Source organism: Streptomyces sp. NPDC003943, assembly GCF_053605265.1.
In genome coordinates, this window is sequence record NZ_JBSGIW010000003.1 from 37,405 (window position 1) to 53,428 (window position 16,024).

The 16,024-nt window shown below is 74.1% G+C and carries 13 protein-coding genes; 7 read left to right on the forward strand and 6 right to left on the reverse strand.

Features of this window, described 5'->3' with window-relative positions:
- Positions 1–2: 2 nt before the first annotated feature.
- The 3 genes from ACWEV0_RS02110 to ACWEV0_RS02120 are packed head-to-tail and all read right to left on the reverse strand — an operon-like array spanning position 3 to position 2,388.
- The gene (locus ACWEV0_RS02110; RefSeq protein ID WP_453145616.1) at positions 3–470 is read right to left on the reverse strand and encodes a HEAT repeat domain-containing protein; all 468 of its coding nucleotides are present in this window, start codon (positions 468–470) and stop codon (positions 3–5) included.
- The gene (locus tag ACWEV0_RS02115; RefSeq protein ID WP_453145617.1) at positions 467–1,486 is read right to left on the reverse strand and encodes an ankyrin repeat domain-containing protein; all 1,020 of its coding nucleotides are present in this window, start codon (positions 1,484–1,486) and stop codon (positions 467–469) included. The genes ACWEV0_RS02110 and ACWEV0_RS02115 overlap by 4 nt, the downstream gene beginning before the upstream one ends.
- A 56-nt stretch (positions 1,487–1,542) precedes the next feature.
- The gene (locus ACWEV0_RS02120; RefSeq protein ID WP_453145619.1) at positions 1,543–2,388 is read right to left on the reverse strand and encodes a hypothetical protein; all 846 of its coding nucleotides are present in this window, start codon (positions 2,386–2,388) and stop codon (positions 1,543–1,545) included.
- 169 nt (positions 2,389–2,557) lie between these two features.
- On the opposite strand from ACWEV0_RS02120, the gene ACWEV0_RS02125 reads away from it, so the two are divergent.
- Entirely contained in the window at positions 2,558–3,346 is a 789-nt protein-coding gene (locus ACWEV0_RS02125) for a S1 family peptidase (RefSeq protein WP_453145620.1), read from the forward strand.
- A gap of 54 nt (positions 3,347–3,400) precedes the next feature.
- On the opposite strand, the gene ACWEV0_RS02130 is transcribed toward ACWEV0_RS02125, so the two are convergent.
- Positions 3,401–5,170, reverse strand: a complete 1,770-nt coding sequence (locus ACWEV0_RS02130) for a glycoside hydrolase family 35 protein (RefSeq protein WP_453145622.1) — start codon at positions 5,168–5,170, stop codon at positions 3,401–3,403.
- 105 nt (positions 5,171–5,275) lie between these two features.
- Between ACWEV0_RS02130 and ACWEV0_RS02135 the strand changes: the two genes are divergently transcribed.
- The 4 genes from ACWEV0_RS02135 to pepN all read left to right on the forward strand — a co-directional run bounded on the left by ACWEV0_RS02135 (position 5,276) and on the right by pepN (position 10,116).
- Positions 5,276–6,163: a helix-turn-helix domain-containing protein gene (locus ACWEV0_RS02135; protein WP_453145624.1), complete on the forward strand. Its 888-nt coding sequence runs from the start codon at positions 5,276–5,278 to the stop codon at positions 6,161–6,163.
- 11 nt (positions 6,164–6,174) lie between these two features.
- Positions 6,175–6,480 (forward strand): chorismate mutase, encoded by a 306-nt coding sequence (locus ACWEV0_RS02140; protein WP_403798072.1) that lies wholly within the window; start codon positions 6,175–6,177, stop codon positions 6,478–6,480.
- Positions 6,481–6,563: 83 nt separating this feature from the next.
- A complete protein-coding gene (locus ACWEV0_RS02145; protein WP_453145626.1) occupies positions 6,564–7,559 on the forward strand; it encodes an asparaginase in 996 nt (331 codons plus the stop codon).
- Positions 7,560–7,626: 67 nt separating this feature from the next.
- Positions 7,627–10,116 (forward strand): aminopeptidase N, encoded by a 2,490-nt coding sequence (gene pepN, locus ACWEV0_RS02150; RefSeq protein WP_453145627.1) that lies wholly within the window; start codon positions 7,627–7,629, stop codon positions 10,114–10,116.
- Between the two features lie 15 nt (positions 10,117–10,131).
- On the opposite strand, the gene ACWEV0_RS02155 is transcribed toward pepN, so the two are convergent.
- A complete protein-coding gene (locus ACWEV0_RS02155; RefSeq protein ID WP_453145629.1) occupies positions 10,132–11,031 on the reverse strand; it encodes a LysR family transcriptional regulator in 900 nt (299 codons plus the stop codon).
- 290 nt (positions 11,032–11,321) lie between these two features.
- Here ACWEV0_RS02155 and ACWEV0_RS02160 point away from each other — a divergent pair, with 290 nt between their 5' ends.
- Together ACWEV0_RS02160 and ACWEV0_RS02165 are read left to right on the forward strand one after the other, a co-directional pair.
- Positions 11,322–12,707 carry a pyridoxal phosphate-dependent decarboxylase family protein gene (locus ACWEV0_RS02160; protein ID WP_453145631.1) on the forward strand — a complete coding sequence of 462 codons (1,386 nt, stop codon included), beginning with the start codon at positions 11,322–11,324 and terminating at the stop codon, positions 12,705–12,707.
- On the forward strand, positions 12,704–14,161 hold the full coding sequence (locus tag ACWEV0_RS02165) for a lysine N(6)-hydroxylase/L-ornithine N(5)-oxygenase family protein (RefSeq protein WP_453145632.1): 1,458 nt from the start codon (positions 12,704–12,706) through the stop codon (positions 14,159–14,161). The genes ACWEV0_RS02160 and ACWEV0_RS02165 overlap by 4 nt, the downstream gene beginning before the upstream one ends.
- Positions 14,162–14,179: 18 nt before the next feature.
- On the opposite strand, the gene ACWEV0_RS02170 is transcribed toward ACWEV0_RS02165, so the two are convergent.
- Positions 14,180–15,979, reverse strand: a complete 1,800-nt coding sequence (locus ACWEV0_RS02170; protein ID WP_453145634.1) for a bifunctional metallophosphatase/5'-nucleotidase — start codon at positions 15,977–15,979, stop codon at positions 14,180–14,182.
- Positions 15,980–16,024: the final 45 nt, after the last annotated feature.

A 16,024-nucleotide genomic window follows, 5' to 3' on the forward strand; every position in this document is an offset into this window, starting at 1 on the left:
CTCTAGCGGCACCGGGGCGCGGTCCACTCCAGACGCGTCCTGATCCGCGGATCCGGTACGTGTTCCAGGGCGGCCAGCGCCGTCTCGCGGGCCGGGCCCTCCGGGTCGCCGTCGGCCAGGATCCCGGCCAGCGCCTCGACGGCCCGCGGATCCTGACGGATCGCCAGGCCGCGCGCGGCCTCGGCGGCGGTCTCCGGGTCCGGGTCGGCGAGCCGCGCCGCCAGCGCCTCCCGTACCGCCGGCGTGTCGTCGGGCAGCTCGCCGAGCGCGAGGGTCGCCCAGTCCCGCACCCGCGGATCGGGATCCCGGCTCAGGCCCACCAGGACCCCGACGGCCTCCGCGTGTCCGGCGGGCACGAGCCCGGCGAGCGCCGCGCCCACCTGCCGCCGCACCTCCGCCTCCGGATGCCCGGCGAGGGCGAGCAGCTCCGGTACGGCGCTGCCGTCCCCGCACACCCCGAGCGCGGTCACGACGGACAGCGCGGGCTCCCGCTCGGTGGAGGTTCCCTCCGCGGCCAGCCGGCGCAGCACCGGCACCGCGCCGGCCGCGTACCCGGGCAGCGCGGCCAGCACCTGCGCGCCCAGGGCGCGAGCAGCGGGTCCGGGGCGGTGCACCAGGCGGTGGCGGTGACGAAGGCGGTCTCGTCGGGGCGGGCCGCGAGGGCGGCGACGGCCGTGGTCCAGTCGTCGCGGTGGGGGGCGCCGCAGCGCAGGGCGCGGGCGGCGAGTTCCTCGGCCGGGGCGGGCTCGCCGAGGGCGCCCTCCAGGAGCGTGGCGATCGCGGCGTGGGAGGTCTGGCGTTCGTCGCCGTGGCTCGGCGCGCCGTCCTCCCGCAGCAGCTCGACGACCACGGTGATCCCGCCGTCCTCGGGCACCCGCCGCACCACCGCCTCGTACGTGTCCGCCGTGCCCCGGCCCTCCACGAGCCCGCGCCGCAGCACCGCCGCCATGTCCGCGCCGATCCACCGCCGGGCCTCGGCCAGGGCCCGCTCCACGGACGCCCGGTCGCGGCCCGCGCCGTGCTCCAGCAGGGCCCGGACCAGGGACGCCGAGCCGCGCCGGGCGGCGGCGGACAGCGGGTCGAGCCCGTCCGGACCCGGCCGCCCGGGGCCGGCGCCCGCGTCGAGCAGTGCCCGCGCGGCCCCGGTGTGCCCGAGGCGTACGGCCCAGGCGAGCGCGGTGTACGCGTACGCCTCCTCCTGGTCCGGGTCCGCGCCGGCCGCGAGCAGTGCCCGTACGACCTCGGTGTGGCCGCCGCACGCGGCTCCGCACAGCGGCAGGTCCCCGCCGTCCGGGCCGCTCGGGCGGCCCGGGTCGGCCCCGGCGGCGAGCAGCACGCGGACGGCGACCGGCTGGTTCCCGACGGCCGCGCGGTAGAGCGGGGTCGCGCCGTCGGCGTCCCGCTCCTCGGGGTCGGCGCCCTCCCGCAGGGCCCGCACCACCCCGTCGTCGTCCCCGTCCCACAGCGCGTCGAACAACTTGCTCATGCGCCGACCCTCGCCCGAACTCCCCGAACGGCGCAAATGCCTGCGCCGCGGAGGCGCTACGGCGCGCACTCCAGGACCGTCCGGCACACTCCGCAGCGGGCCTTCACCCGCCGGGCCCCGGTCACCCGCAGCCGCTGCCCGCACACCGGGCACGGGAAGACGCCGTCACCGGCGGAGCGGGCGAGCCGCCGGGCGAGCCGGCCCGCACCGGCGAGCGGCGGGCGGCGCCAGTCCCGGGCGGCCTCCTCGCGCCCCTTCTCCCACGCCTCGTACGCCACCGTGCTGGTGAACCACGGCGAGGGGTCCTCGTGGAACACCTCGGCCCGCTTGGCGAGCACGTAGCCGAACTCGTCCGGCGTGAGATAGCCGAGCTTCTGCCCGGACAGCCGGTCCTGCCGGAAGGCGTCGAGGAGCAGCCAGCCCGCGCCGAGGTAGGTGGTGACGACGTCGGTGAGGATCTCGTTCTCGGCCGTCGTGGGGAAGGACAGCCCGAGGCGGTGGAGCAGGACGTGGGTGACCTCGTGGGCGAGGACCGCGCCGATGTCCCGGCGGTGGACGCGGAAGCGGTCGTTGAGCTCGACGAAGTACTCCGGTCCCGCGGACAGTTCGACGCTGCCCGCGTGCTCCATCGGGCGGAAGCTGACCACCATCCGGGCGTCGGGCAGCCGCAGGTGCCGGACCAGGGCGCGGGCGGCCCGCTGGGTGCCGAGGTGCAGACCGTCCTCGGGCGCGCCGAGGGCGTCTACGGCGACGTCGGAGGCCGGGACGCTCAGCTCGTAGCGGCGGACGCCGTCGGAGGAGAGCCGCCGGTAGAGGGCGGTGATGGACGAGCGGACCGTGTCGAGGTGCGGGAACCCGCGGACGACGCGGGAGACTGCATCGCTGTGCGGCACGTACGGCATGCCGGACCACCCCCTGCCTCCAGGGTACGGCCGGGTGCTCCGTGTCCCCCATCCCCCCATCTGGCCGAAAAGGCCTTCTTGTGACGTCTGTTGGGCGCTCTCCATAATCCGGAACGTCTTGACGGGCTCATGCCATCAAGATCAACCCCCCATGAAAGAAGGCAGTCGTATGCAGAAGAAGAACCGGCTGGTCCGCGCCCTGCAGAAACTCGCCGCGGCCGGCGCGGTCGCCCTCGCGGCGCTCAGCCTCCAGCCCACAAGCACCGCGTCCGCCGCGCCCGCTCCGGTCGTCGGCGGCACCCGCGCCGCCCAGGGCGAGTTCCCCTGGATGGTCAGGCTCTCCATGGGCTGTGGCGGCTCCCTGATCACCCCTCAGGTCGTCCTCACCGCCGCGCACTGCGTCAGCGGCTCCGGCGCCAACACGAGCATCACCGCCACCGCCGGCGTCGTCGACCTCCAGTCCAGCAGCGCCGTCAAGGTCCGCTCGACCAAGGTCTACCAGGCCCCCGGCTACAGCGGGCAGGGCAAGGACTGGGCCCTCATCAAGCTCGCCTCGCCCATCACCAGCCTGCCGAACCTCAACATCGCCGACACCACCGCGTACAACAACGGCACCTTCACCGTGGCCGGCTGGGGCGCCACCCGCGAGGGCGGCGGCCAGCAGCGCTACCTGCGCAAGGCGACCGTCCCGTTCGTCTCCGACGCCGACTGCCAGTCCGCGTACGGCAGCTCCCTCGTCCCCGGCGACGAGATCTGCGCCGGCTACAACGAGGGCGGCGTCGACACCTGCCAGGGCGACTCCGGCGGCCCGATGTTCCGCAAGGACAACAACGGCGCCTGGATCCAGGTCGGCATCGTGAGCTGGGGCGAGGGCTGCGCCCGGCCCGGCTACCCCGGCGTCTACTCCGAGGTGTCCACCTTCGCCTCCGACATCAGGGCAGCGGCGGCGGCCCTGTAGCACCGCGTGCACCGAGCGGGCCCGGGGTACTCGTACCCCGGGCCCGCCCCCGCGTCACGCCAGCTCCACCGCGCCCCCGGGCCCGCCCTCCAGCTCCAGGACCCACACCTCGTTCACGCCCTCCCGCAGCACCGGGCCCGGCACGAACAGCGCCTCCTGCGGGCCCGCGTTCCAGTAGCGGCCCAGGCAGAAGCCGTTCACCCAGACGAAGCCGCGGGTCCAGCCGGGCAGGCGGAGATACGCGTCGCCGGGGACCGGCACCGCAAGCCCGCCCGCGTACAGACCGGGCCCGCAGCCCTCCGGCACCTCCCCGAACGGCACCTTCGCCACCGCCGCCGGCTCGAACGCGTCGAGGCGCAGGCCCCGCGCCCGTACCCCGTGCAGATACTGGCGCTCGTGCCGCACCCCGCCCGTGACGCCCTTCGGCTCGGCGAGCCGCGGCCCGTAGTTGACCCGGCCCAGGGACTCCACCCACAGGTCCACCACCGCCGGCCCCGCGACCGGCTCCGGCAGCTCCGCGTCCTCCTGGTCCAGGACCCCGGCCCGCACCCCGTCCACGTACACCGTCGCCCGGTCCCGCAGCCCCGTCACCCCCAGCGGGTACGGCTGCCGCGCCCCCGGCACCGCCACCCGGTAGCGCACCAGGCCGCGGTCCACGCCCAGCTCCTCGAAGGTCGGCGGCACCGGCGACTCCGTCTCCGCGTCGCCCAGGACCTCCAGGACCTCGGCCAGCGGCGCCCAGCCGGTCACCGCGCCCGCCGCGGGCGCCCCGATCCGCGCCGGCGGCTCCGGCACCTGGGGCAGCGGACCCTCCGCGTACTCCGCGAGCACCTCGCGGAAGCGCCAGAACTTCTCCGTCGGCAGCCCCGCCTCGTCGACCGGCGCGTCGTAGTCGTACGACGTGACCGTCGGCCGCAGCGCGCCCCGGTGCAGCCCGCCCGCCCGGTTCGCCCCGGCCCAGCCGGCGAAGCTCGTACCGCCGTGCGCCATGTAGACGTTGACCGAGGCGCCGCACTCCAGGATCTCGCGCAGCACCGCCGCCGCGTCCGCCGCGTCCCGGCCCACGTGGTCCGTGCCCCAGTGGTCGAACCAGCCGCACCAGAACTCCATGCACATCAGCGGGCCGGCCGGCCGGTGCCGCCGCAGCGTCGCGAACGCCTCGCGCGCGCCCGAGCCGAAGTTCGCCGTCGCCAGCACCCCCGGCACCGAACCGCCCGTCAGCATGTGGTCCTCCGGGCCGTCCGAGGTGAACAGCGGCACCTCCACCCCGCACGCCACGAGCAGGTCCGCCACCCACCGCAGATACCCGGCGTCCGTGCCGTAGCTGCCGTACTCGTTCTCCACCTGCACCATGAGCACCGGCCCGCCCCGCCCGAGCTGCCGCTCCACCACCTGGGGCAGCAGCCGCCGGAACCAGCGCTCGACATGACGCAGGTACTCCGGGTCGGCCGTCCGCACCCGCCGCCCGAGCGGCCCCGTCAGCCAGTGCGGCAGCCCGCCGTTCTCCCACTCGGCGCAGATGTACGGGCCCGGCCGCACGATCGCCCACAGTCCGGCCCGCGCCACCGCGTCCAGGAAGCGGCCGAGCGCCGCCACGTCCCCGTACCGGCCCGGCTCCGGCTCGTACAGGTTCCACGGCACGTACGTCTCGACACAGTTGAGGCCCATCGCGCGCAGCATCCCGAGCCGGTGCTCCCACTGCTCCTCGTGCACCCGGAAGTAGTGCAGCGCGCCCGAGAGCAGCCGCACCGGCCGCCCGTCGAGCAGAAAGTCCTCGTCACCCACCACGAACCGGCGGGACTCGCTCATGTGCCTCTCGCTCATGTGGCTCACCTTCACCCCTGGCGGCGGACCGGTCCATGGACAAAGATCGTCGCAGTTTGGACCTTCGGTTCACGTCCCGTACGAGGTCAGGGAGGCGGCCGCGCCGTGTACCACACCTGGATGCGCTACTTCACGCCCGGGCCCGTCCACCACCGCCTCGGCCTGGTCTGCCTCGGCGTCGGCCTCCAGCACGGCACCCTGCCCACCGTCGGCCCGCGCACCCTCGACCACCACGTCGCCGTCGTCGTCGCCTCCGGCAGCGGCTGGTACCAGGGCCCCGACGGGCGCCGCACCACCGTCACCGCCCCCGCCCTGATCTGGCTCACCCCCGGCGTGCCGCACCACTACTCCGCCGACCCCGGCACCGGCTGGGACGAGTGCTTCGTCGACTTCTCCGGCCCCGCCACCGCCACCTACACCGAGCTCGGCTACATCGAACCCGACCGGCCCGTCGTCCCCCTCGCCGACGCCGCCCCCGCCCGCGCCGTCGTCAGCCGCATCGCCCGCGCCGCCCGCCGCGGCAACCCGCTCCTGGAGGTCGAGACCGGCGCCGCCGTCCACGAACTCCTCGTCGCGCTGCGCCGCGCCCGCGCCGACACCAACGCCGACGGCGACCCCGTCCTCGCCGCCCTCGCCCGGGACGCCTTCGCCCGGCTCTCGGTCGCTGAGCACGCCGCACGGCACGGCATGACCCCCGCCGAGCTGCGCACCGCCGTCCGCCGCGCCGCCGGATGCAGCCCCAAGGACTATCTGCTCACCGTCCGGCTCGGCCGCGCCAAGGAACTCCTCGCCGGCACCGACCTGCCCGTCGCCGCCGTCGCCCGCCGGGTCGGCTACGACGACCCGGCCTACTTCTCCCGGCTCTTCACCCGCCGGGTCGGCACGGCGCCCGTCCGGTTCCGCGAGCAGCAGGGCAGAAACGTTCCCGGAGGCTGGTCCACCACCGTTCCGGATTCCGAACACCCGCCCACCGTCCTCACCGGATCCGGATAGGCTCGCGCCTCATGAGCGACATCGACGAGTCCGTACGGACCGAGCTGACCCGGCTGCGCGAGAGCATCGACAACATCGACGCGGCGGTCGTCCACATGCTCGCCGAGCGCTTCAAGTGCACCCAGCAGGTGGGCGTCCTCAAGGCGCGGCACAACCTGCCCCCCGCCGACCCGGCCCGCGAGGCCCGCCAGATCGCCCGGCTGCGGGAACTGGCCGAGAGCGCGAAACTGGACCCGGCGTTCGCGGAGAAGCTGCTGAACTTCATCATCGCGGAGGTCATCCGCCACCACGAGACGATCGCCGACGAAGCACGCTGACCCAGCACGCCGAGGAAGCAGGCGGACGAAGCACGCTTGAACGGAGCAGCCCGGCGAAGCGGGCTGAGGAACGGGGAACCGGCATGAGGCGCGTCACCGTATTCACCCTCGGCGGCACCATCTCCGCGCGGGGCGGTGACCAGGCCCGGATGAGCGGCGCCGAGGTGCTCGCCGAGCTCGGCGTGAGCCCCGCCGGCGTGGACGTGACCCTGACCGACTTCCGGCGGGTGCCCAGCTCCTCCCTCGGCTTCGAGGACCTGACCGCCCTCGCCGACGAGATCGGCAAGGCCGTCGCGGCCGGCTCCGGCGTGGTCGTCGTCCAGGGCACCGACACCCTGGAGGAGACCGCCTTCCTCCTCGACCTGCTCTGCACCACCGAGGAGCCCGTCGTCGTCACCGGCGCCATGCGCCGCCCCGACCTGCCCGGCGCCGACGGCCCCGCCAACCTGGCCGCGGCCCTCGCCGTCGCCGCCGACCCCGGCTGCCGCGAGCTCGGCGTGCTCGTCGTCCTCGCCGACGAGATCCACGCCGCCCGCTTCGCGCACAAGGCCCACACCACCTCCATCGCCACCTTCCGCTCGGCCGGCGCGGGCCCGCTCGGCGCCGTCGTGGAGGGCGAGCCGCGGATCTGGCTGCGGCCCGCCGTACCCAGCCGGATCTGCCCGCTCCGCATCGACCCGGCCGTCCGGGTCGCCCTGCTCACCCTCTCCCTCGGCGACCGGGGCGAGCTCCTCGACGCGATCGCGGACCGGTTCGACGGCCTGGTCGTCGCCGCCTTCGGCGCCGGGCACGTCCCGGCCTGGCTCGTCGAACCGCTCGCCGAGCTCACCACCCGCATGCCCGTCGTCCTCGCCTCCCGCACCGGCGCCGGCGCGACCCTCTCGCACACCTACCGCAGCCCGGGCTCCGAGTACGACCTGCTGCACCGCGGCCTCATCCCGGCCGGACCGCTCGGCCCCGCCAAGGCCCGGCTGCTCCTGCACGCCCTGCTCTCCAGCGGCGCCAAGGGCCCCGCCGGCTACGACCGGCCGCGGATCACCGCCGCCTTCGCGCACCTGGACGGCGCGGGCCTCGCCTGAGATCCCGGCCTGAGCTGTCGGTGAACTCCCCTCCCCCGGGAGGGGAGCATCAGGCAGCATGGCCCCCATGTCCGTACTGACGCGCGACGAAGCGCAGACCCGTGCCCAGCTCCTCGACGTCCACCACTACGCCGTGGACCTCGACCTCACCACCGGCGACGAGACCTTCGAGTCCACCAGCCTCATCCGGTTCACCGCCCGCGCCGCCGGGGACACCTTCGTCGAACTCAAGCCGGAAGCCCTGCACTCCGCCGTCCTCGACGACGAGCCGCTCGACACCGCCCGCCTGGACGGCAACCGCCTCCCGCTCACCCTCACCGAGGGCGAGCACACCCTGCGGATCGCCACCACCATGCGCTACTCGCGCACCGGCGAGGGCATGCACCGCTTCACCGACCCCACGGACGGCGAGGCGTACGTCTACACCCAGCTGTTCATGGAGGACGTCCAGCGCGTCTTCGCCGCCTTCGACCAGCCCGACCTCAAGGCCGTCTTCGACGTCTCCGTCACCGCCCCCGAGGGCTGGACCGTCCTCGCCAACGGCATCACCGAACAGCAGGCCGACGGAAGCTGGCGGGCCGCCACCACCCCGCTGCTCTCCACCTACTTCGTCTGCGTCGCCGCCGGCCCCTGGCACTCCGTGCGCACCGAGCACGCCGGACTGCCCTTCGGCATCCACTGCCGCCGCTCCCTCGCGCCGCACCTCGACGCCGACGCCGACGAGATCCTCGACGTCACCAAGGCGTGCTTCGACCGCTTCCACGAGAAGTTCGACGAGCCGTACCCCTTCGACTCGTACGACCAGGCGTTCGTGCCCGAGTTCAACGCCGGCGCTATGGAGAACCCCGGACTCGTCACCTTCCGCGACGAGTTCGTCTTCCGCTCCGCCGTCACCGACACCGAGCGGATGACCCGCGCCATGGTCATCGCCCACGAGATGGCGCACATGTGGTTCGGCGACCTCGTCACCCTGCGCTGGTGGGACGACATCTGGCTGAACGAGTCCTTCGCCGAGTACATGGGCTACCAGACCGTCAACGAGGCGTGCGCCGACCGCTTCGCCGACACCTGGATCGACTTCGGCGTCACGCGGAAGTCCTGGGGCTACGAGGCCGACCAGCGGCCCTCCACCCACCCCGTCGCCCCGGACCCGGACGCCGTCCCCGACACCGCCTCCGCGCTGCTCAACTTCGACGGCATCTCCTACGCCAAGGGCGCCTCCGCACTGCGGCAGCTCGTCGCCTGGCTCGGCGAGAAGGACTTCCTCGCCGGCATCAACATCCACTTCAAGCGCCACAAGTTCGGCAACGCCACCCTCGCCGACTTCATCGACAACCTCGCCGCCGCCACCGACCGCGACGTGCACGGCTGGGCCGACCAGTGGCTGCGCACCACCGGCGTCGACGTCCTCACCCCGCGCCTGGAGGGCGAGGGGCAGCAGTGGCGGCTCACCGTCGACCGCAAGGGCAGCCGGCCGCACCGCGTGTCGGTCGGCGTCTACGACCGCGACGCCGCCGGCGACCTCGTGCTCCGCGAGCGCACCTGGGCCGACGTGCCGCAGGCCGCCCCGCTCGACCTGACCGGCCCGCGCCCCGCGCTCGTGGTCCTCAACGAGGAGGACCTCACCTACGCCAAGATGCGCTTCGACGAGGTGTCCGAGGAGTCCGCGCTGCGCGCCCTCTCCCGGATCCCCGACGCCCTCACCCGCGCGGTCGTCTGGAACGCGCTGCGCGACATGGTCCGCGACGGCCAGCTCGCGCCGCTCGCCTACCTGGAGACCGCCGCGGCCCACCTGCCCGAGGAGACCGAACTCGCCGTCGTCCAGGGCGTGCTCGGCTTCGCCCGCACGCAGATCGCCGACCGCTACGTCTCCGAGGCCGACCGCCCCGCGGCCCTCGCCACCATCTGCGGCATCGCCCGCGACCTGCTCCGCCGCACCGAGGACGGCGAGGCCCCCGGCCTGCGCCTCACCGCCGTCCGGACGTACGTCGACAGCGCCACCACCCCGGACAAGATCGCCTCCTGGCTGGAGGAGGGCACCGTCCACGGCGGCCCCGAGCTCGACCCCGAGCTGCGCTGGCGGATCCTCGCCCGGCTCGCCGTCCTCGGCGCCACCGACGAGGCCGCCATCGCCGCCGAGCTGGAGCGCGACCCCAGCGCCACCGGCCAGGAGGGCGCGGCCCGCTGCCGTGCCGCGCTGCCGACCCCGGAGGCGAAGGAGGCCGCCTGGGCCGCCATGTTCGACTCCGACGACCTGTCGAACTACCTGTTCACGGCCACCGCCTCGGGCTTCTGGAAGCCCGAGCAGGCCGAGCTCGTGCGCGACTACGTGGCCCGCTTCTACCCGGCGGCCGTCGCCATGGCCGGCCGCCGCGGCCCCGCCATGGCCGAGGCGGCCGGACGCTCCGCCTTCCCGCACTACGCCGTCGACGCCGACTCCCTCGCCCTCGGCGAGCGGCACCTCGCCGAGGACGACATGATCCCGGCGCTGCGCCGCAAGCTGGCCGACCAGCTCGACGACCTGCGCCGGGCGCTGCGGGTGCGGGGCCAGGGCTGAGGCCCTGAGCGGCCGCTAGACCGGGCCGGCCGCCCAGTCCCAGCCGGTGAGCGTGGCGTGCAGCAGGCGCGCCGCGCTCGTCGGGCGGGTGGTGGCGCCGCGGAGCAGGGTGAGCGTGCGCAGACAGTCCGGGCTGTCGACGCGGAGCCAGGCGACCGGGGCGCGGGTGGCGCTGCGGCGGGCCATGTCCGGGACGAGCGCGATGCCGAGCCCGGCGGCCACCAGGATCGCGGTGGCGCTGGGCTCGTCGCCCTCGCAGACGATCCGCGGGGCGGGCAGGCCGTGCCCGGCGAACAGCCGGTCCAGGAGCCGGCGCTGCCAGTGCCCCGCGCGGGTGGTGACGAAGGGCTCGTCGGCGAGGTCGGCGACGCCGACCGGGCCGCGCTCCGCGAGCGGCGCGAGCCGATGGTCGAGCGGGGTGATCACCCACACCGGCTCGTCGAGCAGCCGCACCGCCTCCAGGCCCTCCGCGGGCACCGGCTGCGAGGCGACGCACAGGTCGACCTCCTGCGCGCGCAGCCGGCGGGCCATCTCCCCGGCCTCCAGCTGGTGCAGCTCGACCTCGACCGACGGATGGGCCCGCTTGAACGCCGCCAGCGGACCGGTCAGGGTCAGGAACGTCTCCGAGGCGAGCCGTACGGTGCCGAACCCCTCGCCCGCCCGCTCGGCGAGCGCCCGCCGCCCCGCGTCGAGCTCGCCGAGGGCGCGCTCGACATGGCCGAGGAAGAGCCGCCCGGCGTCGTTCAGCCGCAGCCGCCCGGCCCGGTCGAAGAGCGGCGTGCCGAGCTCGTGCTCCAGGCGGGCGACCGTGCGGCTCAACGAGGGCTGGGCGACCCGGAGTTCCTCGGCGGCGCGGCTCAGGTGCTCGAGGCGCGCGACGACGGCGAACTGGCGGAGTGCGTGAAGATCCATCATGTCCCCCGGGCATAGCGCCATAGTGATATGGATCTTGGCCAGGATATCGCTCGGCTCACAGCAGCGACCGACCACAGTCGCATGCCCCGCGTCCCCTCCCACCGACCTGCCCGCCCGGCCCCGCGAAGACGCCGTCCGCGTCCGCCACTTCGCCTCCCGCGCCGGCCGCACGAGGACATGGGCATGATGGCGAACCCGGAGGTGACCCGACTCCGTCGTCTGTCCCTCGTTCGGGTCACACCGCCCCACTCTCCGGACACACCACCGAAAACCCCGGCACCCTGTCGTCCATGCGTGCCGCACCCCTCGCCGGAGGCGCCCCCGGGCCCGACGCCCTCCGTCCCCTCCTGCTCACCGTCCTCGACGCCCTCCGCGACGGAGCCGAGGCCCGCGGCGGGCCGCTTCCCGCCGGAGGACCCGACAAGGTCGCCCATCAGATGCGGGAGGCCCTCGGCCCGGTGCTCCCGGACCACGGCACCGGCGCCGAGGAAGCCCTCCGCACCCTCGTGCACGCACTGGCCGCCGGCGCCGCCGACCCCGCGCACCCGCTGTGCGCCGCGCACCTGCACACCCCGCCGCTCGCCCTCTCCGCCGCCGCCGACCTCGCCGCCTCCGCGCTCAACCCCTCCATGGACTCGTGGGACCAGGCCCCGGCGGCCTCCGCCCTCGAAGCGCTGGTGACGGCGACGCTCGCCACCGAGGCGTACCCGGCGGCGCCCGCGCCCGACGCGCTCGTCACCACCGGCGGCACCGAGTCCAACCAGCTCGCCCTGCTCCTCGCGCGCGAGCGCCACGCCCGCCACGGCACCGTGCAGACCCTCGTCGGCGCCAACGCCCACCACTCCTTCCACCGCGCCGCCTGGCTGCTCGGCCTGCCCGAGCCCGTCGTCGTCCCCGCGCCGGGCGGCGTCATGGACCCGGTCGCCCTCGACGAGGCACTCACCGACCTCCCCGGCCCCCTCCTCGTCGCCGCGACCGCGGGCACCACCGACGCCGGGCTGATCGACCCGCTCCCCGAGATCGCCGACCTCTGCGCCGCGCACGGCAACGCCGACCTCCACGTCGACGCGGCCTACGGCGGCCCCGTCCTCTTCAGCGACACCCACCGCCGCCTCCTCGCCGGGCTCGACCGCGTCCGCACCGTCACGATCGACCTGCACAAGCTGGGCTGGCAGCCGGCCGCCGCGGGGCTGCTCGCCGTACGGGACGGCGCCGACCTCGCCGTACTGACCCACACCGCGGACTACCTCAACGCGGACGACGACACCGAGGCCGGCCTCCCCGACCTCCTCGGCCGCTCGCTGCGCACCACCCGCCGCCCCGACGTCCTGAAGACCGCCGTCACCCTGCGCGCCCTCGGCCGCGAAGGGCTCGGCGGGCTCGTCGACGCGTGCATGGACCTCGCAGGACACCTCGCCGACCTGGTCGAGAAGGCCCCGGGCCTGGAGCTCTACGCCCGCCCCACCCTCACGACCGTCCTGTTCCGCCCCTACGACGCACCCGACACGGCCGTCGCCGGGATCCGCCGCACCCTGCTCACCCAGGGCCGCGCCGTGCTCGGCCGGGCCGCCGCCGACGGGCGGCTGTGGCTGAAGGCCACCCTGCTCAACCCCCACGCCACCCCCGGCGACCTGGCAGAGATCATCACCCTCGTGGAAGGCAGCACCGACCGATGACGGGCAGCACCGGCAGCACCGGCCCCACCGAAGGCCACACCACCGTCCCCCAGCGCGACCTCGACCACCCGTACGACCTGGTGGGCGTCGGCATCGGCCCGTTCAACCTCTCCCTCGCCGCCCTCGCCCACGGCATCCCCGGCGGCCTCGCCACCGCCTTCTACGAGCAGCGGCCCGCCTTCACCTGGCACCCCGGTCTGCTCATCGAGGGCGCCACCCTCCAAGTCCCCTTCCTGGCCGACCTGGTGACCCTCGCCGACCCGGCCAGCCCCTGGAGCTTCCTCAGCTACCTCCGCTCCCGCGACCGGCTCTTCCCCTTCTACTTCGCCGAGAGGTTCCACATCCAGCGCGCCGAGTACGACGCCTACTGCCGCTGGGTCAGCGAACTCGTCCCCGGCCTGCACTTCGGCCACCAGGTCGACTCGGTCCGCTGGAACCCCGAACGGCGCCTGTTCGAGGTCGACTTCACCCAGCTCGACGCCGACGGCGAGGCCGCCGCGCTCGGCCGCTCGTACACCCGCAACGTCGTCCTCGGCGTCGGCACCGAGCCGTACGTCCCCGAGCCGCTCCGCCCGCTCGCCGACGCGCCCGGCGTGCCGGTGATCCACTCCGCGGACTACCTCGCGCACCGCGAGACACTGCTCGCCGCCGAGCACGTCACCGTCATCGGCTCCGGGCAGTCCGGCGCCGAGGTCTTCCTCGACCTGCTGCGCGCCCGCCCCGCCGGCAAGGAGCGGATCCACTGGCTGGCGCGCACCGAGGCGTTCGCCCCGATGGAGTACTCCAAGCTCGGCCTGGAGCACTTCACCCCCGACTACACCCGCTACTTCCACGCCCTGCCCGAGCGGGTCCGCGGCGAACTCGTGCCCCGCCAGTGGCAGCTGCACAAGGGCATCGACGCCGAGACCATGTCCGCCATCCACGACGAGCTCTACCGCCGCAGCCTGCACGGCGGCTGGCCGGACGCCGTCCTCACCCCCGGCGTGCGGGTCCGCACCGCGGGCCGGGTCGCCACGACGCGCATCGAGCTGCACCTGGAGCACGTCCAGCAGTCCACCCGCTCCCGGCTGACCACCGACGCCGTCGTCCTCGCCACCGGCTACCGGGAACGCCCGGTCGACCGGATGCTGGCCGGCCTCGACCCGTACCTGCGCCACGACGCCGCCGGCCGGCCCCGCATCGACGCCGAGTACCGCCTCGTCCTCGACGACTCCGTCACCGGCGCCGTCCACGTCCAGAACGCCGAGCGGCACACCCACGGCGTCGGCGCCCCCGACCTGGGCCTGGCCGCCTGGCGCAGCGCCGTCATCCTCAACGCGGTCACCGGCAAGGAGCCGTACCCGTTGCCGCGCCGCACCGCCTTCACCAGCTTCGGCCTGACCGAGGGGAACGCGCGAGAGGCGCCGAGCATCCCGGTCCAGGACCGGAAGCTGACGCCTCTCGTGCAGAGCTAGCGGATCAGGAGGAACGGACTAGAACACCGGCACGCCGTCCCGGGTCAGCTTCCAGTCCACCGACGCGAAGGTGCCCGGGTCGACCGTCCCCTTCGCCTTCACCCACCCGATGATCGTGTTGCGGATCTCGTCCGAGTTGGCCCACAGCTGCGGGGCGGCGGCGACGTGCGGGAACGCGCCGCCGCCGTTCGCCCGGTAGTTGTTGACGGCGAGCACGAACTGCGCCGCCGGGTCGAGCGGCTTGCCCTGGAAGGACAGGTTCGCGATCCGCGAGCCGACGGGCTTGGCGATGTCGATCTCGTACGTCAGACCCGACAGCGCGTCGTAGTTGTAGTCCGGGGTGTTGTCCGCGTTGGTCAGCTTCGCGGTGTCCACGGGCGCCCCTGCCGGGGTCTGGACGTAGTACTTCGCGGAGTACTCCAGGTAGTCCTTCAGCTGGGCGCCCGTCATCAGACGGGCCTCCAGGGTGTTCTCGAAGACGTAGAGCCCGGCGGCGTCCTTGATGGAGATCTCACCGGCCGGGATGCGGGCGGTCCGGGAGAAGCAGGATGCCTGCGAGACCACCGGCAGGTTCGCGTACTGGCCGCCCGCGAGGGCCGCCTTCACCGTCTCGGCCTGGACGACGTTGATCAGGTCGATGATCGGCTCGTCCTTCCACGGCGCGTCGGCCGTGGTCATGGCGGCCGTCGAGGTGCCGATCACCTGGTTGACGTAGGCGACGACCTTCTTGTGCTCGTCGGCGAGCAGCCCGGTGATCTCCGGGTCCTCGGCCACCGTGTTCGAGTTCAGCACCTGGGCGCCGACCTTCTCGACGACCCAGCTGCCCTTCTCCCACACCAGGTCGAAGGAGAAGAGGGTGAGCCGCTGGCCCCACTTGAGCGGCTCGGACAGCACGACGTCCTTGCCGGTCTCCTTGTTCGTGACCTTGTACTCGGGGATCTCGGTGTGCGCGTGGCCGACGAGGATCGCGTCGATGCCGGGCACCTGCTCGGCGACGAGCGCGGCCGCGTTCTCGATGTACGGCAGCTGGTCACCGTACGAGGAGGTGCCGCTGGAACCGGAGTGGGCGGAGACGATCACCACGTCGGCGCCCATCGAGCGCAGCTTCGGCACCCACTTCGCCGCCTGCTCCTCCAGGCCGGGGAAGACCATCTTGCCGGTGACGTTGGCCTTGTCCCAGATGGCGATGCCGGGGTTGGTCAGACCGAGCACGGCGACCGTGACGTCACGGCCGTGCGGGGTGCGCAGGCAGTGCAGGCTGTACGGCGGGAAGGCCGGGCGCAGCGTCTTCGCGTCGAGCGCGTTGGCGCCGAGCAGCGGGAAGTCGAGCTGCTCCTGGAACTTGCGGAGCACCGGGATGCCGTAGTTGAACTCGTGGTTGCCGAGCGCGGCGGCGTCGTAGCCGATGGCGTTCATGGCCTGGGCCATCGGGTGGACCGGGCCGCCGGCCTGGGTGATCGGGTCGACCTTGGCGTAGTAGTAGGACAGCTGGGTGCCCTGGATGGTGTCGCCGGCGTCGATGAGGAGCGTGTTCTCCTCGCCCTTCTCCGCGCGGACCTGGTTGACCAGGGTGGAGATCTTGGCGAGGCCGACGTCGTTGTGCGCCTTGTCGTCGAACTCCTTGTCCGTGAAGTAGTCCCAGTTGAAGACGTTTCCGTGCAGGTCGGTGGTGCCCATCACGGTGAACGAGTGCCGCTTGGCCGGCCGGGGGCGGGCTTCACGGGCCTCGGCGGGGGCGGCGACGGCCCCGGTGGCGAGAGCGGCTCCGGCTCCGACGACGACGGAGCTCTCAAGGAAGGCCCGGCGGTTCAGCGGCATGTGTTTCTCCCCTTGGTTCGGCGCCTGCCATGGCGCACAACGCGC

Excerpts from the sequence above, each read along its gene's own strand:
- ACWEV0_RS02130 (WP_453145622.1), bottom strand. The coding sequence starts at position 5,170 with ATGAGCGAGAGGCACATGAGCGAGTCCCGCCGGTTCGTGGTGGGTGAC.
- ACWEV0_RS02160 (WP_453145631.1), top strand. The coding sequence starts at position 11,322 with ATGCGTGCCGCACCCCTCGCCGGAGGCGCCCCCGGGCCCGACGCCCTC.
- ACWEV0_RS02140 (WP_403798072.1), top strand. The coding sequence starts at position 6,175 with ATGAGCGACATCGACGAGTCCGTACGGACCGAGCTGACCCGGCTGCGC.
- ACWEV0_RS02115 (WP_453145617.1), bottom strand. The coding sequence starts at position 1,486 with ATGAGCAAGTTGTTCGACGCGCTGTGGGACGGGGACGACGACGGGGTG.
- ACWEV0_RS02120 (WP_453145619.1), bottom strand. The coding sequence starts at position 2,388 with ATGCCGTACGTGCCGCACAGCGATGCAGTCTCCCGCGTCGTCCGCGGG.
- ACWEV0_RS02125 (WP_453145620.1), top strand. The coding sequence starts at position 2,558 with ATGCAGAAGAAGAACCGGCTGGTCCGCGCCCTGCAGAAACTCGCCGCG.
- ACWEV0_RS02145 (WP_453145626.1), top strand. The coding sequence starts at position 6,564 with ATGAGGCGCGTCACCGTATTCACCCTCGGCGGCACCATCTCCGCGCGG.
- pepN (WP_453145627.1), top strand. The coding sequence starts at position 7,627 with ATGTCCGTACTGACGCGCGACGAAGCGCAGACCCGTGCCCAGCTCCTC.
- ACWEV0_RS02170 (WP_453145634.1), bottom strand. The coding sequence starts at position 15,979 with ATGCCGCTGAACCGCCGGGCCTTCCTTGAGAGCTCCGTCGTCGTCGGA.
- ACWEV0_RS02165 (WP_453145632.1), top strand. The coding sequence starts at position 12,704 with ATGACGGGCAGCACCGGCAGCACCGGCCCCACCGAAGGCCACACCACC.
- ACWEV0_RS02155 (WP_453145629.1), bottom strand. The coding sequence starts at position 11,031 with ATGATGGATCTTCACGCACTCCGCCAGTTCGCCGTCGTCGCGCGCCTC.